At 54.2% G+C, this 24,931-nt stretch carries 18 protein-coding genes; 10 read left to right on the plus strand and 8 right to left on the minus strand.

What is annotated here, in order from left to right; genetic code table 11:
* Positions 1-25: 25 nt before the first annotated feature.
* Together ACMHYW_RS07265 and ACMHYW_RS07270 are read left to right on the plus strand one after the other, a co-directional pair.
* Complete coding sequence (locus ACMHYW_RS07265; RefSeq protein ID WP_414499336.1) at positions 26-2,089, plus strand: McrB family protein; 2,064 nt, start codon at positions 26-28, stop codon at positions 2,087-2,089.
* The gene (locus tag ACMHYW_RS07270) at positions 2,086-3,402 is read left to right on the plus strand and encodes an McrC family protein (RefSeq protein ID WP_414499337.1); all 1,317 of its coding nucleotides are present in this window, start codon (positions 2,086-2,088) and stop codon (positions 3,400-3,402) included. The genes ACMHYW_RS07265 and ACMHYW_RS07270 overlap by 4 nt, the downstream gene beginning before the upstream one ends.
* Positions 3,403-3,516: 114 nt before the next feature.
* Here the strand turns inward: ACMHYW_RS07270 and ACMHYW_RS07275 are convergent, their stop codons facing one another.
* Complete coding sequence (locus ACMHYW_RS07275; protein WP_414499338.1) at positions 3,517-4,701, minus strand: hypothetical protein; 1,185 nt, start codon at positions 4,699-4,701, stop codon at positions 3,517-3,519.
* A gap of 375 nt (positions 4,702-5,076) precedes the next feature.
* Complete coding sequence (locus ACMHYW_RS07280) at positions 5,077-5,670, minus strand: YkgJ family cysteine cluster protein (RefSeq protein ID WP_027706305.1); 594 nt, start codon at positions 5,668-5,670, stop codon at positions 5,077-5,079.
* A 640-nt stretch (positions 5,671-6,310) separates the two neighbouring features.
* Between ACMHYW_RS07280 and ACMHYW_RS07285 the strand changes: the two genes are divergently transcribed.
* Positions 6,311-7,432: an NADH:flavin oxidoreductase/NADH oxidase gene (locus tag ACMHYW_RS07285; protein ID WP_414499339.1), complete on the plus strand. Its 1,122-nt coding sequence runs from the start codon at positions 6,311-6,313 to the stop codon at positions 7,430-7,432.
* Between the two features lie 361 nt (positions 7,433-7,793).
* Here the strand turns inward: ACMHYW_RS07285 and ACMHYW_RS07290 are convergent, their stop codons facing one another.
* Together ACMHYW_RS07290 and ACMHYW_RS07295 are read right to left on the minus strand one after the other, a co-directional pair.
* Complete coding sequence (locus ACMHYW_RS07290; RefSeq protein ID WP_414499340.1) at positions 7,794-9,251, minus strand: flotillin family protein; 1,458 nt, start codon at positions 9,249-9,251, stop codon at positions 7,794-7,796.
* A 13-nt stretch (positions 9,252-9,264) separates the two neighbouring features.
* The gene (locus ACMHYW_RS07295; RefSeq protein ID WP_414499341.1) at positions 9,265-9,837 is read right to left on the minus strand and encodes a hypothetical protein; all 573 of its coding nucleotides are present in this window, start codon (positions 9,835-9,837) and stop codon (positions 9,265-9,267) included.
* Between the two features lie 388 nt (positions 9,838-10,225).
* Here ACMHYW_RS07295 and ACMHYW_RS07300 point away from each other — a divergent pair, with 388 nt between their 5' ends.
* Positions 10,226-10,927 carry a DUF969 domain-containing protein gene (locus tag ACMHYW_RS07300; protein ID WP_414499342.1) on the plus strand — a complete coding sequence of 234 codons (702 nt, stop codon included), beginning with the start codon at positions 10,226-10,228 and terminating at the stop codon, positions 10,925-10,927.
* A gap of 2 nt (positions 10,928-10,929) precedes the next feature.
* Positions 10,930-11,946, plus strand: coding sequence for a DUF979 domain-containing protein (locus ACMHYW_RS07305; protein ID WP_414499343.1), 1,017 nt, complete (start codon positions 10,930-10,932; stop codon positions 11,944-11,946).
* Positions 11,947-12,211: 265 nt separating this feature from the next.
* On the opposite strand, the gene ACMHYW_RS07310 is transcribed toward ACMHYW_RS07305, so the two are convergent.
* From ACMHYW_RS07310 to otsB, 4 genes are all read right to left on the minus strand, one after another.
* On the minus strand, positions 12,212-13,516 hold the full coding sequence (locus ACMHYW_RS07310; RefSeq protein ID WP_414499344.1) for an aminotransferase class III-fold pyridoxal phosphate-dependent enzyme: 1,305 nt from the start codon (positions 13,514-13,516) through the stop codon (positions 12,212-12,214).
* A 33-nt stretch (positions 13,517-13,549) separates the two neighbouring features.
* A complete protein-coding gene (locus tag ACMHYW_RS07315; protein ID WP_414499345.1) occupies positions 13,550-15,025 on the minus strand; it encodes a GMC oxidoreductase in 1,476 nt (491 codons plus the stop codon).
* Between the two features lie 345 nt (positions 15,026-15,370).
* Complete coding sequence (locus ACMHYW_RS07320; RefSeq protein WP_414499346.1) at positions 15,371-16,726, minus strand: alpha,alpha-trehalose-phosphate synthase (UDP-forming); 1,356 nt, start codon at positions 16,724-16,726, stop codon at positions 15,371-15,373.
* The gene (gene otsB / locus ACMHYW_RS07325; protein ID WP_414499347.1) at positions 16,723-17,502 is read right to left on the minus strand and encodes a trehalose-phosphatase; all 780 of its coding nucleotides are present in this window, start codon (positions 17,500-17,502) and stop codon (positions 16,723-16,725) included. Before otsB ends, ACMHYW_RS07320 begins: the two co-directional genes overlap by 4 nt.
* Before the next feature lie 558 nt (positions 17,503-18,060).
* Between otsB and ACMHYW_RS07330 the strand changes: the two genes are divergently transcribed.
* The 5 genes from ACMHYW_RS07330 to ACMHYW_RS07350 all read left to right on the plus strand — a co-directional run bounded on the left by ACMHYW_RS07330 (position 18,061) and on the right by ACMHYW_RS07350 (position 24,844).
* The gene (locus ACMHYW_RS07330) at positions 18,061-18,999 is read left to right on the plus strand and encodes a sulfotransferase family protein (protein ID WP_414499348.1); all 939 of its coding nucleotides are present in this window, start codon (positions 18,061-18,063) and stop codon (positions 18,997-18,999) included.
* 23 nt (positions 19,000-19,022) lie between these two features.
* Positions 19,023-20,294 (plus strand): MFS transporter, encoded by a 1,272-nt coding sequence (locus tag ACMHYW_RS07335; RefSeq protein WP_414499349.1) that lies wholly within the window; start codon positions 19,023-19,025, stop codon positions 20,292-20,294.
* 245 nt (positions 20,295-20,539) lie between these two features.
* Positions 20,540-21,748, plus strand: coding sequence for a condensation domain-containing protein (locus ACMHYW_RS07340; protein ID WP_414499350.1), 1,209 nt, complete (start codon positions 20,540-20,542; stop codon positions 21,746-21,748).
* A gap of 685 nt (positions 21,749-22,433) precedes the next feature.
* Positions 22,434-23,534, plus strand: coding sequence for a hypothetical protein (locus ACMHYW_RS07345; protein WP_414499351.1), 1,101 nt, complete (start codon positions 22,434-22,436; stop codon positions 23,532-23,534).
* A 53-nt stretch (positions 23,535-23,587) separates the two neighbouring features.
* Positions 23,588-24,844 carry an ATP-grasp domain-containing protein gene (locus tag ACMHYW_RS07350; RefSeq protein WP_414499352.1) on the plus strand — a complete coding sequence of 419 codons (1,257 nt, stop codon included), beginning with the start codon at positions 23,588-23,590 and terminating at the stop codon, positions 24,842-24,844.
* Positions 24,845-24,931: the final 87 nt, after the last annotated feature.

Genomic DNA, 24,931 nt, shown 5'->3' on the forward strand with positions numbered 1-24,931 from the left:
AATCGCCTTACACACGGAGTATGTGATGGTTCAGGATTCCTCCGCATTAGCCCTTTTCTTTCATTCTCATATCGCAAAAAATAATCAATACAACCCTGACTGGGGCAAACACTATCATCAGCTTGTAGAACAGATTCAAGCCGAAAAACCTAACTTTTCTACGGATACAATTCGACAGATTTGGTACGAGCGCAGCAATGGCATCTCCAGCCTCCGACAGGGCGGTATGTCGCTGTTTGAATTCGAAACGGCGCAAAAACAGCTGCTCGCTCTCACTCGCATGATGGCAGAAGAGTGTACGCAGGAGAATTACGACCGGGTGATTAATCGCCTCATTCAACTTAAAACGGATGGAATATTGAACAAGGCGTACAGGGCTCTCTGCCATCGCGCCTTTGCCGCTCTCTATCCGTCTAAAATTACGAATGTCGTAAATATCAGCAATTTTTTTAGCAGTTATAACTACTGTAATAACCGTTTTCAACTTGGTCTTTCAGAGGATCAGAAGTGGTTCGCTCGCAACCTTGATCTTAAGAAAACATTGCACCGCGCACTAGGTGATGATGTCGATCCTATCGAACTGAATATGTCACTCTGGCATCTTTATACGCAGGTTATTCAGAAGAAGAACGATATTGGATTAATTGGGAACGAGTCTACCTGGCCGGAAGACGATCAAGACGAGGAAATTACCACTCCGCAACTGCCAAAAAATACTATCCTCTATGGTCCGCCAGGCACTGGTAAAACTTACCGCACAATAGATCTGGCCGTACGCGCTTGTGAACCGGCAGCCTACTTGCTTCAAGAAGGTAAGGTGGAGCATGAAAAACGCCGTGAGCTGAAAAAAATTTATGACCGCCTGATTGCTGAAAAGCGGGTGCGCTTTATCACCTTCCATCAGAGTGTTGGCTATGAAGAGTTCATCGAAGGGCTAAGAGCAGAGACCACCGACGATGGTGGTGTGCACTACGAAATCAAAGCGGGCATTTTTAAGCAAATTTGTGAAGATGCTGCTTTTGGTAACGCAGGTGTCCAGCAGAAGCTAGACGAGGCACTTGCCCGCCTGCAAGAACGTTTATCTGAAACTGGAAGCATTACCCTTGAAACGCGACAAGGCAAAGCCTTCCAACTGGCTTACAAGAGCCAGACCACCTTTAGTATCTTCCCGTCACAATCGAAAAAAGAGGATTTAGAACAGGGTTACAATGCTTATCTCAAGAATATCAGTCTGGCTTACCAAAACCCTCAGGCGAAGGTACATAATCCGTCATATGTGCGTAGCATCCTTAATCACTTGATTAAACAGGAAGGTTTGCCTCCCAGTCCACAGGATTCTATATCTGAAAAACGGCAAAACTACGTTTTGATTATTGACGAAATTAACCGAGGCAATATCTCCAAAATCTTTGGCGAACTGATCACCCTGATAGAAACCTCTAAACGTGCCGGAGAACCGGAGGCTCTTAGTGTAATGCTTCCCTATTCTTCCACCCCATTTAGCGTGCCGAATAATCTCTATTTAATTGGCACCATGAATACCGCTGATCATTCGCTCACGGCATTGGATACTGCCTTGCGCCGCAGATTCGAGTTTGAAGCGATGCTGCCGGATATCGATGTCTTGAACGATACGGTAATCAAAGGGATTGATTTGCCACGTCTTCTGCAGACTTTGAATGACCGCATTCAGGTGCTGTACGATAGAGAACATACATTAGGCCATGCCTTTTTCATCCCAGTTGTTCAGGTAAAAAAGGACGAAGAGCTTGCCTTTGAAAGGCTCAAGCGGATTATGCGAAACAAGGTGCTGCCACTGCTGGAGGAGTACTTCTACAACGACTGGCAAAAAATCCGTATGGTGCTGGGCGACAATCAAAAAAGCGGAAACCCGCACCTACAATTCGTGCGTGAGGTGAAAGACCAGAAACAGTTTGCGGATCTTTTTGGCAATAGTGGAACTGAAGATCTGCATGATATCGGTGCCAGTTTCCATTTGGCCTCTGAGATCGACGATGTCTGGAATAATCCACTCGCCTGGCAACAAATTTATGCGCCCAAAAATAGTAATCCTGGGAGCAGGGAATGACGTCTCATCAAAACTTTACCGTCTTCGAATACGGGCTTCTGGTTGATGAGAAAGATAGGGGCCGCATAAATAATGCGGTCGTTCTGCCCTCCAAGCTGTTTGAGTGGCTTGAGCAACGGTGCCTGAAAGATGACGCGGATAACACTCATCGTCTGCTAACTCTGCGCAGTCGGGGGAATGTAAAAACTCTACAAGTAAAAAATTATGCGGGCGTTATCTCTCTTCCGGGAAATGCGTTTATTGAAGTGTTGCCAAAAACGGGGCGGCGTAATGAGAACATTGATATTGCACGTCAGCAGCTTTTGATGATGCTACGTACGCTAAAATCTTTTCGCCATATTGCCACTTCAGCATCCAGAGTTCGAACCTCGAAGATGCCGCTGATGGATATATTTATTCAGCAATTTATCGATAGCGTACAGCTGATTGTGCGCCAAGGTCTAAAGCGTGACTATCTACGTCAACAGGACAATTTGTCCTGGATGAAAGGAAAGTTACGGGTCTCTGCTCAATTAAGCAAAAACTGCGTGCGTCGGGATCGCTTTCAAGTGGAATTTGACGCTTACAGCGCTGAACATCCGGAAAACCGGATACTGAGAACTGCTATCGATAAAATTCGCCGTCAGATCAGCAATCCGCAGCTACAACTACAAGTCAATGCGTTACAGGCTCACTTTGACGATATTGCGCCCGTCGGTGATTTTCGCATCGCCTTCGACCTAGTGTGTCTCGACCGGCATATGCGTCACTATGAACGTGCCTTGGCGTGGGCGCGACTGATTTTGATGGGGCAGTCTCCCCACTGTATGCAGGGTGACACCAACGCGATTTCACTGCTTTTCCCAATGGAAGCTGTGTTTGAATCATTCGTGACTGCATGGATGCGTCATCGTTATAACGATAACTGGCACGTGAAGGCACAGGTGGATTCGCACACCTTGGTTCGTCTCAATGGCAAAGGAGTATTTAAGCTTAGGCCCGATATCTGTCTACAACCTCGTGGGAAGTATGGGAAGCAGACGATGATTTGTGATGTTAAATGGAAAATGGTGGAGGGTGGAAAGGCAACACTCGAACAGTCGCAGGCTGACCTTTATCAGATGCTAGCCTACGGTGTGAACTATCAGGAGGGAACAGGGGATATGCTGCTGATTTATCCTTCACATGAGGGTTTTAGTCAGCCATTACCTCATCCCTATGAATTCAGCCATCAAAAGGAAAACCCACTGCGTTTATGGGTTGTGCCATTTTTCATTGGTGACAGTTTGCAAAGTTCTGGCCTGCATTTCCCTGATGGGAAAAAATTGATTTAAAATCCCTACTATTCTCTTTCCCACGGTTAGCCATATCATTGATGGGTAATCCCCTCCCAACACCAAAGCGATGTTCACTTTTTGATTAAGTGGACATCGCTGTGCATTTCTTGTTTACTTTTTGGTTTCCACCTGTGGTAACTTTTCAAGTGTAAGCAGTTCCTGATTCTTTACCCTACGGCATTGAGAAACTGCATCCTGAAGTTTGCCACGAACGCTATTATCATAGTCAGTATCCAATAGTTGGTATTGAAGACTATCTTTATATGATTGAATGATATTGAGTGGGCAGATAAGACGTATATCTCCGAGTGAATAAATTTTTACTGCCTTAAGTAAATAGTATTTGTCATCTGAAGAGCGTACGCCCTGCCAGGCTGAGTCTCTAAAATATTCAGCAGGATATGAGGCGGTCGGCACTCCATAAACATAAGGAGTCAGGTCCATTATTCCTGACATCTTAAGGAACATCGTCAGTATCAGAGCCGGCACCATATGCACAAACGTAAAAATGATAAATACTATTCCAGCCATAATTCCACCAGTCATAGTCACCTGATTTAACAAGCTGGTTTGGGTTCTTAACCTGAGGAAAACAATGCTTGGAATAAGTGAAAAAATAATCAGAAACATTGATAGTGCTATAACAGTCAATACCTGCCTGATCTCGCCGGTTCCTTCCGGAAACTTCAATGTACGAAGAAATAAATCAAGAGGAAAAATATATATGCAGGCTGCCAGGGAGAGGAACGTTGGCTGTAAAACATGCATGGAAAGAATATTTTTTATCTTCTTCCCCTCTGTGCTTATCTGTTTACAAGTAATAGATCTATTGAACCACAGGGCAAGTGTAAAACTACAAAGCCAGATAATACTTAATTGAAGTAACACATTCTGTGCAACTTCTTTTCCTGCGTTGTGCACGAGGAAAAAATAACCAAAAAATATCAATGTTGATAATAGCGAGGTCAGAAAAACGATTTTGATATTGTTTTCTATCAACTCGTCCCGAAAACTATTTTCCCTTTTATAGTTAAAAAGAAAGAGTCCCGTCAGTAGAGATGGCATAAACAGCACAATGCAAAAAAGGAGCATGCTGACACAAGCAAAGACCATCAGATAACTGAAAAATGATGAAAAGGAGATACTGTCAAGAAAAAGTCCTGTTTGTCCAATACGCGCAAGATGCGACCATACAAACAATACTGCAATAGAAGTTGACGCGAACGCAGGTGTAAAAATTGTTAAAAACCAAGTCTGTAGTTTTATAAAGCGTTTATTTATCTCTTTATTTCCCATATTCTAGTATCCATCCCAAGTTTGACACATGGTCTAGCTAATGACTTTATTTTAGGTTATGGCTCACCAACTACTACCTTTCTGATGATTACGTTCAGTTGTTGTCCTTGAGGAAAGTAGCTCTTCCTACCAGAATCTTACATTCAAACCTATGTAGGTGTTCTATCAATGTGGCCTTATGCCCACTTTAAATGTCTATTTTTTGTACGAATTTTAACTTGTGGGTACAAGTGCGGGTATAACCCTTTATCCCTAATTTTAAACAACATTGATATCAGTCTATTGGGTGTGAAATTCGAATCCGGCCTTCGCCTCGCTCGAACAGGTCAGCGATACCGGATATCAAATAACACAGTGATCACGAGGCCTTTGTGATCAGCCGAACAGTCGACGGTGCATACCGCTGATGATCTCGCGCTCTTCTTCGAATGATAGATCCAGTGCCATCTGTACCAGAGCCATCTGACGCATTTTCATATAACCAATGTTCTGGTCCTGCGGGATGCCGAAGCTGGTATCGTTGGGGTCATCGTTGGAACGCTTGCACAGCGAATCATCGCATGAGTTGTAACCAGCACAGGACATGGGGCGCACCGGATAGATGCTGCACTGGCTGTCGATCAGGAAAGGACAGCGAACGTTGATGCTGCGCTGTTCCTGATCCCCGAGATCCTTCACGATCGGATAACGCTCGACGATAGCCTCTTTGATCTTCGCCTGCTGCTCACTGTTCAACTCACGCAGGTAGTAGGCATGGATACTATCCAGTTCGAACTCGTAGGCTTCGATACGCAGGTGGCAACAGTGATCGCAGCCCTTGCAGCACGCGATCATCTTCGAGTCACTGGCTTCGTCTTCAATAGGCTCCAGCAGCATGCGACTCAGTTCGAAGCGGGCGTCATAGTCCTGCTGCCCGGCCTCTGCCAACGCACATACCTCGTCAACCTCTTCTCTGTCGATCGTATCCATCGCTTGTCCTGTCCATTTACAGTGGGAAATGACCCTGACCAACCAACAAGCGCCGCGCTGGGGCAAATCCAACGTGGCGCTTGGCGTCAATGCAGTAGAATGGCGGCAGTATACGACCGACGACCCCAGCCGCGGTGCAGGTGCTGCGTTACGACGCACCCTACCGCGCATTTCAGTGCGGCATCCTCCTGCTGCTGCTACAAGCGTGTCACTTCCTCATGGGCACCTAATCTGCGAGACAAGAATATCTATTCGGTTAAATCAGAACAGTGATATCAGTGAAACAGGCCAAGATAAACAACTTTGGCCACCGTCCGGGTCTTATTGAGAGCATCCCGCGTGTACGGCATCGTGAAAATGTGGGTTGATTTTGCCCTGATGCACAACCAACCTGTCATTTTGCAAAGAACCCTTTATTTATCACCCTTTCAGAGTGACGACATCACTTCAAAGCTACTCGCTTGATATTGGAACCAAAGGTAATCCACCCCCATCTTTGATAGCATCCTATCGGTTATTCTTCTCTTAGATCTACGCAGTTCCCCCCTTCTTTCTAGGTGCTATAGTCAAAGGATAAGCCTTCCTTTACAGGCATAGGGCCACCCTGTTTCCCCCACTTTCTGCGACTACAGGAGTCACCATGTCCACTCCCGTACTATTCCAGCCCAACCGCATTGGCGCGCTAGCGCTCGACAACCGTATCGTCATTCCCCCCATGTGCCAGTACTCCGCCCATGACGGTAAGCCCACCGACTGGCACACCCAGCACTGGGGCAACATGCTGCAGTCAGGTGCAGGCCTGTTCATCGTTGAGGGCACCGCGGTCAGCCCCGAGGGCCGTATCAGCGCTCACGATCTTGGGCTGTGGGACGATCATACCGAAGCGGCGTTCGCTGATATCCTCGGTCGCGTGCGCCGCTACAGTGAGATGCCCGTAGGTATCCAGCTGGCCCATGCGGGCCGCAAGGCGTCCTGCCATCGTTCATGGGTCAAGAAAGGCGCGCAGATTGCCCCGCATCAGCCCGAGGGCTGGCAGACCATCGCACCGTCTGCACTGCCTTATGCCGAGGGGTATCAGACACCGCGTGAAATGAGCCTGGACGACATTGGTCACATCAAGCAGGCCTTTGTCGATGCCGCACGACGCGCGGTCAATCTGGGCTTCAACCTGATCGAACTGCACGCCGCACACGGTTACTTGCTGCACGAGTTCCTGTCCCCCTTGTCCAACCAGCGCACCGATCAGTACGGCGGCAATTTGCAGAAACGTATGCGCTTTCCACTGGAAGTCTTCGCCGCCGTGCGTGACGTTGTACCGTCGAACATTCCGGTAGGTGTGCGCATTTCCGCCACAGACTGGGTAGAAGGTGGCTGGGACATCGAACAGTCTCAGGCATTCTGCCGCGAGATCGAAGCCCACAAGGGCAGCTTTATCGACGTCACCTCAGGCGGGTTGGACCCACGCCAAGCGCTGGACGACTATCCGGCCTATCAGATCCCATTGGCACGCGCGATAAAGGCCGCCATTGATGACATTCCGGTGATGGGCGTAGGTCTGATTACGACGCCCGAACTGGCCGAAGCCACCGTGGCGGTCGGCGATGTCGACCTGGTCGGTATCGGGCGCGGCATGCTGTATGACCCCCGCTGGCCGTGGCATGCCGCTGCTAAGCTCGGCGCCACCATCGAAGTAAGCCCGCAGTACTGGCGTGGCCGCCCATCGGCATTGAACGACACATTTAAGATGCGTGGGCAGCGCTGAAGGCAAATGCGAAAGGTCGCTAAAACCTCACAGGAAAGCCTGCGCAAGAGCACAGACAGGTCATTACGACCATAGGAGTGAAACCTATAGCCGCAGCATGCACATCATGCGGCAATGCGGTTGGATGAAGGGTCTTTAGCAAAAAAGACGCAATAAGCGTCAGCGCCCTTCTCTTTGTGCCGAGGATGACCAAGAAACAAGCTCATAGGTCATCGCTTTTTCACAGCGGCATTGTTGCCAGCGCTACTGCACGCTACAGAGGCGCTCCCCACCATAAGAAAAGGCCCCGAAGGGCCTTTTCTCAATCACATCTCTACCGGTACGGTCACCGTTGATCCGTCGGATACGGCAACGTTACCGCTTATAGCGATTCGTCAGTAGCAACGCCACTCTCTTTGGGCTGCTTCTCGACGATATACTTTGGCAGTTCGTAACCCATAGTGTTGAGGAAGTTGCTGGTCAGCGGTACGGAGCCGACGTAGTCCTTCAGCAGGCTCGTCAGCGCCCCACTGCCTTCCTTCTCGCCATTGCCGCCGCCCAATACGTTCAGGCTGTCGATCTTGAGGTTCTTGATCGCTTCCGCCTGAATGGCCGCCAGTGATTCGGACTTGTCCAGCAACAGCAACTGAATGACCTTCTCGCTGTCACCACCGAACGCATCCACCAGCTTGGCGATACCTTCAGAGCGAGCACGGTACTGCTGCTCAATGCTGTAGGCTTCTGCTTCGGCCTTGATGCGAATGCCTTCGGCTTCACCTTGGGCGGCAATGCGAACCTGAGCTGCCGACGCTTCGGATGCGATTTCCAGCTTGCGCTTGTCAACGTTGGCCGTCGGAATCGCTTCCTTCTCAATGCGTGCCTGCTCCGCTTTCTGGCGCTCCATGGCTACACGCGTATCGGCTTCGGCCGCGGCAATCTCACTGATGCGACGTGCATCGGCCATCTTGACCGCCAGCTCGGACTCGGACTGAGCAATCAGGCTCTTCGATTCGTTTTCTTTGGAAACCTGTTCCGCCTGAATTTCAGCCTGACGGATGGTCGAGTCGCGGTGCGCTTCCTGAACCCCGATGGTCTTCTGCGCTTCAGCACGCGCGATACCAATCTCACGCTCTTTCTCGTTCTCAGCGATGCCCATCGCACTAATGCGCTGCTGCTGCGACACGTCGATACGCGCGCTTTCGATGGTACGCGCCGTCTCACGCTGCCCCAGCGAGTTGATCACGTCGTTGTTATCAAGGATGTCCTTGATGTTGACGTTGATGATGGTCAGACCGATTTTGTTCAGCTCAAGCTCAACGCTCTCGTTGACCAGCTCCAAGAACTTATCGCGGTCGCTGATAATATCGTCGATCTTCATGCGCGAAATGACATGGCGCAGCTGACCGATGATGATGTTGTTACCCTGCTCAATGATCTGCGCACTGGTCATGCCCAGCAGACGATTGATGGCATTGTTCAGAATCGACGGCTTGTCGGTCGGAATCGCGACGGTGAAGGTCGCCGGAATATCAACACGCGTCTTCTGGATGGTCAGCGCTTCTTTCAGATCAACGGAGACCGTCAGCGGCGCTAGACTCATCTGACGGTAGTCCTGCAGGAACGGAATGACGAAAATACCGCCACCCTGACATACTTTCTGCGGTGCTTGGCCCACACTGTCGACGTTCTTGTTCTTCTTGCGTCCGAAAACACCGTACACAACCATCAATACGTTGTTGGGGACCTTCTTATAGGACTTGGAAATGAAAAGGCAGATCGACAGCAACAGTACCACGCAGATAGCGGGGATCATCATTGCCGACAATGAGGGTGTATCCATTGAAACGTTTCCCTTATGAATGTGTTTTTACTTTGATGATGGGGTTGTCCGATGCCTCACCGATAACATCCACCACGGTAACACGCGTGGATGACGGTATAGGCTGATCTTCTTCTGTAATCGCATCGAACGTACGACGCTGATGATGCTTATCGAAGTAAGCCTGGCCCCCTTTCTGTCCATTGGCGTGGACCCTGATATATACCACCCCTACATCCCCCCTTTCGACGATGAGGGCTTCAGGCACACCCGGCCTATCAAGCTGTCTTATCCATTTTCGCAGACCACCATATACCACGAACGTGGCTACACCGGCCGCCAGTGCGATCAGCATGGCGCGATAGGAAGCATCATCAAACAGCAGATAAGTCCAGAGCGTAATGGAAATACCGGAAAGCAGTCCGGAGAGCGTGAACAGCGAGAAGATGGAAAATCCTCCGGCCATGGAATCTAGACTCTCCAGCCCCGCTGACACGGCATCGTCATGTCCATCGCCAAGGAACAGGCTCACGATGAAATGCAGGAAGAACAAGGCAGTGCACACCAACGCGAATACCAGCAGGGTGCTGCAATGCAGATTGGCCAAGCGCTATTTCCTCCTCTGAAAACAGAGCGCTCATCTTAAGGAAAATCCATACATCGCACAAGAAAACCATAATATTATCATGACCCAATGTTTACCATTGCGTCGCTCTCTTTTATTGCCCTTTCTAATAAATAATTTACAACCAATAATAAATAACACCCATATTATTATATATAAAGTATATGTATGTGCACGGCGGAAGATGTTTAGTTTAGAAACGACACCTCTTCATTTTAACAGTGCGCTTATTATTTCTTCTAGAAGTCGCTTGTATGGCGTAGTTGTTGCATGAACCATTCAAGCGAATTCTAGCCGCTACATTGCGTATGCATGGTCCTTGGCACAAGCGCGCCTTTTACTCATCTGCCTATCATGAAGAGGTCCTCTGATGCATGACACTGTCAATCTATGGCCGCTGATCGGTATCGCGGTCATTTCGCTCGGCTTCCTGCTGAAATTCAACCCCGTGCTGGTGGTGGTGACCTCTGGGGTCGTCACGGGGCTGGCCGCTCACATGTCGCTGGCGGATATCCTCGATAAGCTGGGCTCAGGCTTTCTGAGCACACGAAATCTGGCGCTGATCCTGCTGCTGCCGCTGGTCGTCATCGGCCTACTGGAGCGCTACGGGCTGAAGGAACGCTCACAGGACTGGATTGCCGGTATCCGCAGCGCCACTGCTGGGCGACTACTGATCATCTATCTACTGGCTCGCCAGATGACCGCGGCGCTGGGGCTGACCAGCCTTGGCGGACACCCACAGATGGTGCGTCCGCTGCTGGCCCCAATGGCAGAAGGTGCTGCCGAAAGCCGCTACGAGGCGCTCTCGGACACGGTACGTTTTAAGCTGCGCGCCATGGCTGCCGCCACGGACAACGTGGGCGTGTTCTTCGGTGAAGATATCTTCGTGGCCTTCGGTGCGATCATGTTCATGCACAACTTCATCCAGCAGGCCAGTGGCATCACGCTGGAACCGCTGCACATTGCGCTGTGGGGCATTCCGACCGCGCTCTGTGCATTTGTGATCCATGCATGGCGCCTGCACCGTCTTGACCATACGCTTGCACCACTGCGGACCACGAGGGAGGGATAGGCATGTTCAAGCAACAGTATCTCTTTACCCTAGCGGGCTTGCTGCTACTCGTCATCGCCGTCATGTCGTGCCGCGACAAAGGCAACCCGCGCCGCTGGTTCACCGGCCTGTTCTGGGGACTGTACGGACTGATATTCCTCGTCGATGACTGGGCGATTCCGCTGTTGGAACCCATCGCACCGCTTGGCTCGACCGGGGTACGAACGCTGCATGTCGGCGTGGGTGTGGTGGTGGTCGTGATGGCACTGATCGCTGGCTTCGGCGGTGTGCGACTGGGTCGCTATCATGCCCGCAGCGACGCACAGCGCCAGCAGAGTGCGCGAACGCTCAAGAACCGTCTGTTCATTCCCACGCTGATGATTCCCGTGATGACAGCCGGCGGCGTAGTGGCCTTCACCTATGTGCCGGGGCTACAGCGGGCCGTGTTTGGCGAAGGCAACCATTCTACGCTGATCACCCTGACGTCCATGACGCTGGGCTGCTTACTGGGCTGGCTAATCGCGCTGCGCATGACCCGCGAAAAACCGCAGCAATCGCTGCAGGAAGCAAGGCGTCTGCTGGATTCGATCGGCTGGGCCTTCATTCTGCCCCAGATACTGGCAACGCTAGGACTGGTGTTCGTTGCCGCGGGCATCGACACCGATATCGCCTACCTGACCCAGCACTATCTGGCCCTGGACAGCCGTTTTGCGATGGTGGCGCTGTATGCCGTTGCCATGGCCCTGCTGTCTATGATCATGGGCAACGCCTTTGCGGCCTTCCCGATTGCCACGGCAGGCATCGGCCTACCGATTCTGGTCGGCCACTACGGTGGTGATCCCTCCGTCATGGCGGCAATCGGGATGTTCTGCGGCTACTGCGGCACACTGATGACCCCCATGGCCGCTAACTACAACATCGTGCCCGCTGCCCTGCTGGAGCTGCCGGATAGGAATGGGGTTATCAAGGCACAGCTGCCCACCGGCATCGTGCTGCTCGGGGTGAACATCCTGCTGCTGTACTACCTGATGTTCCTGTAACCCTCGCATTTCGCCGACGCCATGATGAAAAGGGATGGACACTATCGTGCCATCCCTTTCTATTAAGTTAGTGAACCAGCACGAGCATCAAGACCCTTCGGCTATTTGCCTCGCAACGCGCCGCATAGCCATGACGCCGCCCTCAGAGCATGTTTCATAACCCCAATACCCATGTCATTGAAGGGACGTCAAACCCCAAATTGCGGTAGAAGCCTTCTATTGTAGAAAGGGTAAAAGCCCATCACTCAGGTTATAAAACTGTCTCCTAAGAGGCACGTAGATACTTTTCGATAGCAGCCACCCCATGCGCCATCGGTACGTCGATATCATCGTCCTCGAATACCGCGCCAAGCGCACGGCGTGCATAGGCCTTGCGCTGCTCACTGACGATACGTGTACCGACCAGCCCGTCGGCGGCACCTGAAACCACGACCTCCCGCAATGCCTGAGCAAAGGCGGCCACCGCATGATCCTTTTCGCGCTCACCGAACGCGAAGTTGATCATATGCGTGCCGTTGCACTCCAGAAACAGTCCATGCTCGTAACAAGCCTGACCTACGGCGTCTCCCAGAGACTCGCTGCCAAATACCGTCTTGAACATCAGCGGGGCTCCCGTCACCCAGAGCGGGATACCCGCTTCATCGGCTTGCTGCTGCAGCTCGTTCATAAGCGCGGTTCCTATCGCCTGCGCGGATCGGTGCAGGGTTCCGTCTTCCAGCAGGTCGAGCGCTGTTAATGCCGCCGCCATCGGTGTGACCTCCTTATTGTATGTACCGGCCAACCCCGCAGAGTCATAGGCGTCGATGATATCGGCTTTCCCTGCCACGCTCGACAGCGCCATTCCATTAGCGAGCCCTTTGCAAATCACCAACAGGTCGGCCGGAACACCGGCACCGTTGAGGCCCGCGGGCCCATAGCGCAGCCCCGACATCACTTCGTCCAGAATGAACGGCACGCCCGCCCGCGCACAGAGCCGTGACATCGCCCTGAAATCGTCTGCGGAATACCAACCCGGTTCAGGCGTCACGATGACACCCGCAATCGCACCGCGGCCCTGTTCGAGCAAGTAAGCCAGCGCCTCAAGGCTATAGCCGAAGTGGAACACCTCGTTTTGAGCATCCCAGCACACCTGCCGGAACCCCCGATGCCAATCGTGCCAACCGTGATAGCCGCTGGAGAGAATGACACGCCGCCCGGTATAGGCCCGTACCAGCCTAATGGCCGCGCTGGTGCCTTCTGAACCCGTGCGGAAAAACAGCGCCTTTTCTGCTGAGGCATAGCGGTCGACAAGACGCTCAGCCAGCGCGATGCGCTGTGGGGACAGCGTGGTCGGAAACATAAGGCCACGCTGGGTAACCTGCTCCTCAATCGCTTTGTCGATCTCGGCTCGGCGATAACCGAACAGCGTTGTACCGTTCGACGAAGTCATATCCAGCAGCGTGCGCCCGTCACAATCTTCCAGCCAGGCCCCCTGCGCTTTCTGCACGATGAACGGCGGCCGGGCGTCGATATCATAGTGGCGTGCGGCCGTAACGGCTTCCGCCTTCACCAACAGACTACGGTTATCCATAACGGTTCTCCCTAGTGATGATGCTTCGCGCGGTCAGCGCAGTGCCAGTGCCATGCGTCGTGCATTGGCCATGATGGTGTGGGTCGGGTTCCAGTTGCCGGCAAAGTTCATTACCGATGCGTCCATGACATAGACGTTGTCATAACCGTGTACCTTGCCCAGCGGGTCAACGACCGACTGAGTGGGGTCAACACCCGCACGCGCCGTGCCATGCAGGTGCGAAGCGCCTTTCCTGTGCATGGGGCGGTCATGCCGGATCGTCACCGCTCCCGCCTCACGCAAGATCTCGTCGGCCCGCGCGGTGAGATAGGCCAAGCGCGCTTCGTCGTTAGCCGTGTTGCGGTACTGAACGCGGAGAATCGGCATACCGAACTCATCTTCCTTGTCCTCTAGGGTGATGCGGTTGTGGGACCACGGTTCGTCACCTGCCAGGTAGTGGATTCTCAGATGACCGATGTTCTCTTCGGGGACCGGCGATGCCACTTCGTAGATCAGTCCGCCAAAGCGGGTCGGCATGTCCGGGGCCTGATAGAAATCATCGGTATAGACCGTAGCGGGTGCGCCTCGATGAGGCGCAGCAAGATCTGCCTCTTTCAACCAGCGCCGATTCGACCCAATGGAATACCCACTGACCTTGAGCGACAGCCCCCGCCCGACCAGATCATGCTCGTTGCCGATACCACGTGGGGCGAAAGACGATCGGGAACGCAGCAGCAAGGCGCTGGACTGAATGGCATTGCTACAGCACACGACCTTCGCCACCGGTATGCGCAGCCGCTGGGACGAGAACGGGATATAGCACTCCACACCGCTGGCCTGCCCTTCGCTTTCTTGCAGGATGCGCTTGACCAGACAGCCGTACAGCACCGTGATACTGCCCGGCAGACCGTCATCATTGATGACCGAGCGCGTGATGACCGATGCCTTGGCCCCCATTGGGCAGCAGCGACTGTCACAGGCGGCACAGTAGCCACACCCGTGTGGGTGTTGTGGAGGAAGAATGGCCAGCGGCATGGGATGCGGGTGGTAACCCAACGAGGACATGGCGGCGGCTATGCGGGTCGCACGGGCACTCAGCGGGTAATCCCCCATATGCTCAATACCAAGCAGCGCTTCGATATACGCATAGTGTTCGTTCAGTTCCTGAATCTCGATCGGCCAGTCAATGGCCATGTCAGATTCTAGAAACTGACTGGCGCGCAGGTCCGCGGCCCGGTAGCGAAAGGTAATGGCGGAATAGAACTGCATGCCACCCCCAACACAGCAGGCGGTCCACGGGTTGCCATCCATTTGCTCGGTGTAGGTCACGGCCTTGGTGAACGTAGCTTGGTGAGGTGTTAGTGCTGCCCCAGGGGATGGCAGACCTCCGAACTCTAGAATCAGTACAGCCTTGCCTTGCTCGGCAAGGGTGCGCGCTACCGTGGCTCCGGAAGGACCGGATCCCACAACCACAACATCGAAGGCATCCAGCGGTTTTTTATAGGCCGCAATATGCTGAATGGTTGTCATTGCACGACTCCTTTATATAAGGAATACCGATACGTTGCGGTATATCAAACGTCATTTGAATGACCGCAGGCACGCTATAATGTGGGTTTGAAATCCTTGGTTTAAGGTCGCTGATTCAACGTTGTTGGTTTAAACACACTGGTTTAAAAACGTCTCCCTTAAACACAGGGATACAAATCCTCTCAGTTAAAGACAGAGTTAAGTCGCATTGCTTAAAGTCTCTGCGCATCACCATAACGAGCATGCAAGAACTGTGCGTGATGGTAATTTCAGCGCCAGCGTTACCCTCCCGAGCTATATTGCAGGAATAATCAAACGTATTTTTTTCTCTATCGTTGATATTGTTCAACGCATATTGGCGTGCGCCAGATGAGCGATATTGAGATCGGAAAGAAAACGCGAGTGCCAACGATCAATCGTGGTCCTGTTCAAGGCCACCATCATTGCGCGATGGCGCTCTTGGCGTTCTTCCAAGGGCATGGTCAATGCCCGATTCAATGCCGCCGATACGTCGCTGCGATCGTAGGGATTGACGATCAATGCAGCACTCAATTCATGGGCCGCGCCTGCAAAGCTAGACAGAATCAATACGCCAGGATCCTGTTCAGACTGAGCGGCAACATATTCCTTGGCGACAAGATTCATGCCGTCTCTCAGTGGCGTGACAAAACCAACACGCGCCTGTCGCATTAGCCCCGCCAGACTGTCGCGTGTGTAGTCTTGATTGATGTAGCGCAGAGGCAACCAATCAAGGTCGCCGAAACGGCCGTTGATCCTGCCGGTGAGCGTATTGAGTCGCTCGTGGATATGGCGGTAATAGTCGATGTCTTGACGGGTGATGGGCGCAATCTGAATGAACTGGACGTGGCGGTGATGCTTAGGATACCGATCGAGCAGCTGCTCATAGGCCTGAAAGCGCTCGTGAAGGCCTTTTGAGTAGTCGAGTCGGTCGATGCCCAGAATCGCCTGTCGCCCGTGATGACGATCCGCACTGTTGAGCAGTGACCGCTCAGCCACGTGTGCTTCAGCCATCTTCGTAAACGCTTGCGGCTGAATGCCGATGGGATAGACACCGGTCGTCGGCGTCGCGCCGGGGCTGCCGAAACGGCGGGCATGATCCAGAAAGGCCTGCTGATCGCCTGCGGTTTGAAACCCCACCAGATCATAGTCGGCCAGACAACCAAAGAGCGCTTGGTGCATGGGGATGGTGCGTGCCACTTCCACACAGGGAAAAGGAATATGCAGAAAGAAGCCGATACGGTTGTGCACACCCAGCTGGCGGCACGCCGTGGCGAACGGGATAAGGTGGTAGTCCTGCACCCACAGCACGTCATCGTCTCGTAGTAGCGGCTTCAGCTTCAGCGCCAGCATCTCGTTGACACGCCGATACCCTTCATAATCCTGTCGATCATAATGAGCAAGATCAGTGCGATAGTGAAAGCTCGGCCACAGTACGCCGTTGGCAAAGCGGCAGTAGTACTGCTGATACTGTCGAGGAGTGAACGACGTGGTCACGAAGGTGATATTGCCTGCTTGTTGCCGCTCTAGGGCCGCTGTGCTCTCGTCTACCTTGCCGTTCCAACCGAACCAGATGCCCCCAACCTGATGCAGGGCATCCAACAGGCCACTGGCCAGCCCGCCGGGACAGGCCGCCGCCGAAGGCGCCATGACGCGGTTGGATACGATGATCAGCCTGCTCATGATGCGTCCTCCCATTCGTTGGCACATGCCCGCACACCCTGCGGCGTGATCAGGCGCTTAAGCCACGCTTCTACTGCATCGGGGTTCGCCAGACGATAGTCGGCCCGAGTATGCCCCTCGCCCACCCGGATACCTTTTCCACCCAGCGCCTGCGCAGCAGCAAAACCGGCTTCATCGGAAAGATCGTCCCCAATGAACAGCGGCCGCCGTCCGGCAAAGCAGGGGGCCTGCATCAGCACCTGCAGTGCTTTGCCCTTATCAACCGCTGCAGGCCTGACTTCTACGACGCACTTACCGTGCTGCAAGGCCCAGCGCGCATCGGCCCTGATGAGCGCCTCGACGCGCTTCGTCACTTCTGCTTCATACTGAGGACAAGCGCGGTAGTGCACCGCTACCGCCACCTCTCCCTTCTGCTCCAGAAATATACCGGGCAAGGTGGCTACAGCGTTCTGTAACTGCCGTAAAAGCGTACTCGGCAATGGCATCAGTGCGGTGTCCATGGACTGATGGGGATCTGCACGCATCTGCGCCCCATGCACGCCAGCGGCGGGGACGCGCAGTGGGAATAACAGTGCGTCAATTTCCGCCAAAGGGCGCCCAGACACGACACCCCATGCGCCACCGGCATCCGCCAAGCCGGATAGCACGCTCAGGCGTGCAGGAGGGATACGAACCTTGTCCGGTCGGGAACATATGTCCGCCAGCGTACCGTCGATATCAAAGAAAAAAGCATAGTGCTGAAGCGTGATGCCTATCGGGATGTCGTCCGTCTCCATACCTTCTCTCCTCTGCACAGGAATCGCTACACGCTTGGGGCATCCCATACCGCTATTGCATCGATTGATGCCCAGCCAATGTCAGAGACAATATCGCTGTAGTGATGCATCGTTAAATGCATCAGCGTCATCTTATTTGCCTAATAAGACAGGGCATGATAATGAACACGAGACAATAAATTTCATCTTGTTATTTATCTCTACCTGTCCATTTGGATAGGATATAGGAATATTCAATAAGTCAATAAACAACCTCTATCAACCGTGGTTTCTTTTAGGTTAAGACCATATTTGAAAGCCTGCCAAGTTATACTTTAGTTTTTTCGTATAGATTCATTATTATTGTCATTTCCACACTTCTTGACCCATTGAATTAAATTTCAATATTTACACGTATTGCTTGTCAAGAAAGGTGGTGATAGAGGTATAACAGCATTTCAAATGCAACGGTTACTTTCTCATAACGATACGCCTCGACTTCTCTATCATCGATTCTTATTTATTCGCATAACCTGGTGTTTTCCATAAGTAATGCCATAACCAGTGCGAGGAAGATATATGTCCAACCCTGCCGATAAGTTCAGTCCTTTATTATCATCACCTGTACTTCTGGGTGGTGAAAACCGCTCGGGCACGACGCTACTGAGCGTGGTATTGGATTCACACCCCTCACTGGTCGTGGGACCGGAAATCGACTTTACCGAGCCGGTCAATCTGGGCCCGCACATCCTAGACGCCTGCGATTTCATGGACGGTCATGAGGAGGATCTGAAAGGAGCCACCAAGGCCTCAATACCAGAACAATGGTTCGATGGCGTGCACTTTGTCGCCCAGTGCGAACGCTTCGGCCTTCACCGCGATGATGTTAGGCATCTAGTAAGCATGCTGATGGCGGAATGTGGCAGTGAACTGGTCTCGCTGATGGATCGCTGTCGGTTGGTCGATGCCATCGGCACACTGCGCTGCCAACAAACGGGAGCCCAGCGCTGGGGCTTGAAACTTCAGCGCAAGATCAAGGATGTCGCTGCCTATGCGGCCTTCTGGCCCAACGCGCGGTTCATCCACATTATCCGTGATGGGCGCGATCTGGCCGCCTCCCACCTGAAGACCGTGCCGGACTGGGGCTATCCCACCGTGACCGATGCAGCCCACGGTTGGCTGGAGATCGTTGCACATACGCATCAGGCCGCTCCGGCCGAACGCTATCTGGAAATCAGGTACGAAGATCTGGTGACTCGCCCGCGCGATACGGCACAGCGCATGCTGTCGCTGCTTGATCTCCCTTGGGACGATGCGCTGCTTCACCATGCTGACCAAGGCCATTCGCTGTTTGATACCCCGTGGGGACACCCCGCCGCGGACGCGGCCAGCCAGCCGCTCTACACCGGACGCAATGGTCGCTACCTGCAGGACCTGACGCCACAGCAGATTGCGGAGTTCGAACGCATTGCCGGCGATGAACTGGTGCGTCTGGGCTATGGCCTCAGCGGGCAATAACTCATCGAAAGAGAGGTGCACGCATGCCAAGCGAACACCGCGCATCCCGCACGCTACCGTTCGGGTTTCATCTGCTGCTGGCGGGACAGTCCGTTTCACTGATGGGCACGCAGGTGTCGACGCTTGCCCTGCCGCTGACGGCGATTGCCGCCAGCGGTGCCAATGCGTTCACCACCGGCATGCTGCTGGCCTGTGCGCGGCTTCCCTATCTGCTCGTGGGGCTGTTTGCGGGTCTGCTCGTCGATCGAATCTCGCATCGACGACTACTGATGGCCGCCAACGTCATGATGGCCCTCGTCTTCATCACCATTCCTCTAGTAGCACTGTCAAGCGGCCATATTCGAGTGGAACAGCTGTATGCCGTGGCGCTATTGACCGGTACGGCACTGGTAGTTGCCGATATCACCTTTCTTTCCTGGGTGCCCGCACTGGTACAGCCCTCACTGCGGACTGCCGCCCAGAACCGCATTGAGCTGGCCCAGTCAGTCGCCGTCGTGATGGGGTTGCCCATGGCCGGCTGGCTGATCGGAGCGCTAACGGCTCCCATCGCCATTCTGACCGACGCGCTATCGCTGTTGATCATGACCGCACTACTGCTGTTCGTTCCCACCCGCGCCACCTCGACCCTTGCGCCCTCCACACCCACCGAGGGCCCTCCACCCCACTGGCGGACAGAAGCGCTCGAAGGCGCACGCTTCGTCATGCACACCCCACTGCTTCGCACAGCGACACTGGCAACCGTAACCCTCGTCTTCTTCCAGAGCGCCTATGCCGCGGTATTCATCCTGCACCTGTCCACACGACTGCACATGAATGCAACTGAGATCGGGCTGGTAACGAGCGTGGCGGCCATCGGCAGCCTGTGTGGCGCAGTGCTGGCGCGTTCCATTGCCCAGCGGCTTGGGGTTGGGCGCACGCTGGCACTGGCACTCACGATCAGCGCAGTGGGCGCGCTGCTCTGCCCACTCTTTCCAAACAAAGCGATGGTCGCCATATCGCAGTGCACGCTGTGGCTCGGCATGCAGGTCTACAACGTGCATCAAGTACCGATCCGTTCCGTACTGGCCCCCGAGCGCCTGCACGGACGCGTCAATGCCAGCATTCGTACGCTGGTCTGGGGGCTAGCCCCACTGGGGGCCGTGCTAGGAGGGATCAGCGGCAATGCCCTCGGCACCTCCGCCACGCTGACGATTGCAGCGTGCCTGATGGCCAGCGCCAGCTTATGGATCATCGCCTCACCCCTCTGGGCGGTGCGCACCCCCTACCTGCTGACGCTGCACGGCACCCAGCAATAGGTTCGGTCGTGCTCGTCGTCATCGAAACAAGGAGAGCCCATGAAATTCGTCGATACCGCATCGCTTTCACTGCCTTCTGGCGTGCTTACCTTATGGCGTCCTATCGCCCCACCATTGAGCGATGAACGGTGGCGCAAGGACACACGCCGTGCGTCCTGCCTTCAAGAGGCTAGCCTGTTGAGCACGTTTGAGGCACTCGACAGCGGCGCCACCCCCCCCCTTCGTGGCTCGGCTGCACCTTCGAGATGCCCGCCGATCTTGATGCCGATACTTTCGCCGCCGCGCTCCGCCTCTGGATCAATCGGCATGACACCCTGCGCAGCATGCTCGTGCCGCTCGACGCGCCGATGGCAAACAGCCATCTCCAGCGCTTCACCCTTGATCCTGGCACTGTCGATATCGAGCACGTAACGGTGGATACTGCGGCGGCCATCGCAAGACATGAGCCGCTATCAACCGTGATTGAATATCTGTTCGACGAGCAGGTGGGGCCTTGCCGCTGGCCGGGCTATCTGCTGCTGACGATCTCGCACAGCCGCGCCACTACGGTCTGTCTAGCGGTGGATCACTCCCTAATCGACGGCTATGGGCTGCTCAAACTGCCCAGAGAGCTGCACATGCTCTATGCCGTGGCACAAGGCACGCAAGCGTCCTTGCCCCCAGTGGAGAGCTATCCGGACTTTGCGGAAGCCGAGCGCTGCGAGGCCGAGGCACTGACCGCTAGCGATGAGACTGTCCAGCGCTGGCGGCGCTGCCTTGAAGCGTTCGGCGGTACGCTTCCTCCGTTCCCGATTAATGTTCATCATCCCGACACCACGGCACCCCCTCAGCGCGGTGGCTACCTCGAACTGCTGGATGACGCGACCACCCGTGCCTTTACTCAGCAGTGCCGAACAGCGGGCGGTGACATCTTCTCAGGGCTGTTTGCCTGCCTCGCCAAAGCTGCCCGCGAACTGACGGGCAACCCAGCCTTTCACACCATGGCCCCCTTTCAGACCCAGCCCAGCCAATGGTCCTCCTCTCTGGGATGGTACGTGGGCATGGCACCGGTCACCTTTCCTTTGGGTGAAGAAGAAACGTTCGAGACCGCGATAGCGCATGCCACTCAGGGGCTTCAGGCCCTCAAAACGCTCGCGCTGGTGCCGATCACACGGGTAGCCGAGCTACTGGGGCAACCACTACGCGATACCTTCATGGTGTCGTTCATGGACCTGCGCCGCGTGCCCGGTGCACGCGAGTGGGAAAAGTGGCGGGTTGTCTCCTTTCGCAGCCGCAGCAACGACCCTGACGAAGTCTGTCTGTGGTTCATGCGCACGCATAATGGGCTGATCGTCGACTACCGCCACCCGGCTACGGCAGCTGCTGACCGCGTGGTCGCGGACTATATCACCCGAACCAAACGCCAGCTCAACGCTATTGCCAGTACCGCGAAATGGTATGCCCCCTCATCGTGAGGCTGCCCAGACGTACACTCCACTCGACCAAGCATCAAAGAGCGCTTTTTCCGCAGCTTAGACGGGGAGGCAACGAAGCCAGAAGCCAGAAGCCAGAAGCCAGAAGCCAGAAGCCAGAAGCCAGAAGCCAGAAGCCAGAAGCCAGAAGCCAGAAGCCAGAAGCCAGAAGCCAGAAGCCAGAAGCCAGAAGCCAGAAGCCAGAAGCCAGAAGCCAGAAGCCAGAAGCCAGAAGAGACTACCCGGCACCCTTATGGCGTCAAGCGGTAAAAGGTGAAAGAAAAGCATATTCCCCACGGGGTATGCGCGGCACATCCGATACCCCTTTTTATTCGGTGCGTGCTAGCCTCCAGCGCCGCCTTTCCTGTTGAAAGGCGGGAATTTTTCGATCGTTAGCGCGATATCATCACCTTCACTTTGAGGCAGTATCTACGGCGCCAAGACCGCCATTATTACCAAAAAGAAACACTTTTTCACCGCTCATCAGCATTGCCTGCACCACCACACCAATCCATCACAAAATCGCATCCTCGATCCCCGATCTTTGCACTCGGCCAAGTGTTTACAAGTGATAACCTCCGCCTTATGGAAGCGGAAAAATCGTTCTTTCTGCTGCCATATCCCAACGTTACGTTCCTCGCACGCTCTTTTCTCAGCATGAATTTCATCATTGAAAGAGGATTCCAGAATGACGTTTCAGGCCGAACAACCCCGCCCGTATGCTCCGCAAACATCTCCCGTGCAGGTCTACACCGAATGGGACCCCCTTGAAGAAGTGATCGTCGGTGTCATTGACGATATTCGCATCCCCGACTGGGATCCGAACATGAATGCCGTCATCCCGAAGCCCTACCGTGACTATTTCAGGACGAATGCCGGGCAGCGTTTCCCGCAGTCGCTGGTGGATAAGGCCCGTGAAGAGGTCAATACGCTGGCCGACATCCTGACCAGTGAGGGGATCAAGGTGAAACGCCCGAACGAGGTCGACCATCATCAGCCCGTCGTCACGCCCCATTTCTCAACCGGTGGCGCGTTTTATTCCGCGATGCCGCGCGACTGCCTGCTGGCCATCGGTACCACGCTAATCGAAGTGCCAATGGCGTGGCGCAGCCGTTATTTCGAGACCTTCGCCTTCCGCGATCTGCTTAATGACTACTTCAAGCGGGGTGCCGACTGGGTTGCGGCCCCCAAACCCATGCTGAAGGACAGCCTGTGGGACGAAGAACACGACTTCGATCAGGAATTTCCTTTCCGCTCCATCATCAAGGACGACGAGCCGCTGTTTGATGCCGCCGACTTTATGAAAATCGGGCGCGACATCATCGGCCAGCGCAGTCATGTCACCAATGATCTGGGGATCGAGTGGCTGCGCCGTACGCTGGGCGACGACTACCACATCCATATCTACGAATTCGACGAACCCGACCCGATGCATATCGATACCACGATTCTGCCGATTGCTCCGGGGCGCGTAATCGTCAACAAGGGTTGGGTACCAGAGTTGCCCGATATCTTCCGCGACTGGGAGATCCTGACACCTCCCGCCTCCAATTTGCCTGACGACCACCCGCTGTTCATCACGTCCAAGTGGATCCATACCAACGTGTTGATGCTCGATGAACGTACCGTCATCGTCGAAAAGGACGAAGAGCGCCTCATCCACGCGTTCCATGCGTGGGGCATCAAAACCATTCTCTGCCCCTTCAAGCATTTCCAGACTTTTGGTGGTTCCTTCCACTGCGCCACGCTGGACGTGCGCCGTTCCGGCAGCCTGAAACGCTATATCTAGCGGTGCGTCACCTAACTTCCCCTATGCCCTGTTCCCTATTCGAGGACAATGCGATGACGATTCCCCATCGTGACACGGTGCTGATCATTTCGTCAGAATTGGACATCGACACTACGGTCGACGCCATCAAGACTCAGTGTGCACTGGACAACACCCAATTCATCTATCTGCTAGAAGACCTGCTGGAAAAGGCGGATACCACGCTCAAGGCGCGCGATGATGTCTATCTGGTACGCGATTTCGCCATACATCAGGAGGTCGAAGACACCTTCGAGCGGATTGCGGCACACCATACGGTCACCCGTGTTGTGCCCAGCGACGAATTCGCACTGTACATTGCGGCGTGGGCCAACGACCGCTGGCAACTGTCGGGCATCGACTACGACACAGCGCTCAGGTTCCGCGACAAAAAACGGATGAAGGCCATCGCTCAGCAGGCAGGCATCGCCACGGCTCGCGAAATCACCCCAGATGACATTTCTTCGGGCTGCATTCCGTTTCCGATCATCATGAAGCCCCGTTCGCTTGCCGGTTCCGTCGGCGCACGGGTACTCCATGATGTATCGGCGTTTGGTGCGCTTGCTCTGGATCGGCAGGACGACTACCGCGATATGGATGAGAAACAATTCTTTCTGGAAACCTACAACCCCAATACCATCTATCACCTTGACGCCATCGTCATCGACAAGGCGCTGAGCTTCCTATCGGTCGGTGAGTATCAAGGCAAGCCGATCGACTTTCTGCGCGAAGAAGCACTCGGTTCGCTGAATGAATCCGATGACGATGTCTCGCGCGTATGGCGACCTTTCGTTGAGGCCATTGTCGAGGCGTTCGAAGCCCCTGACGGTGTTTATCATATTGAAGCGTTCAAGGACGATGACGACCACGTCGAGCTGCTGGAAATCGCTTACCGCCCCGGTGGCGGTCCCATTGTCGAGCTACTGCAAGAAGCCCACGGCGTCGATCTGCGACGGTTGCACGTCGCATTGCAGATGGGGCTGATGCGCTCGCTGGCCCCGCACGCCAGCAAAAGGGGCTATGGCTGGATCATGTTCCCGAAACGCCATATGTCACGCCGCGATCTGTATGTCAGCCATATCGACATGCCACCCGCCGACGAGCTGCCTTCGCTGGTCAGCCACTCGGTGCTTTCCCCCGGCGAACTGGCCAGTGGCGAGTTCTTCTGCCACTCCGACTGTCTGGCAACGTTCGTCTTCCACGGCGATCGCCAGCAGGTGATGCTTGATCAGCAGCGTGTCTATAGAACCTTCAAGGCCGCACTGACCTCCAAGCGCCCCGCCGTACACTGATGCCAAGCGAGTCATTCACGCCTCGTTTCGCTCTTTTATGACACAAAAAAAGGCATGCCCATGGGCATGCCTTTTCGCTTGAATCAC

The sequence above is a fragment of the Zymobacter sp. IVIA_12111.31 C1 genome, assembly GCF_047495495.1.
Classification (GTDB): Bacteria; Pseudomonadota; Gammaproteobacteria; order Pseudomonadales; family Halomonadaceae; genus Zymobacter.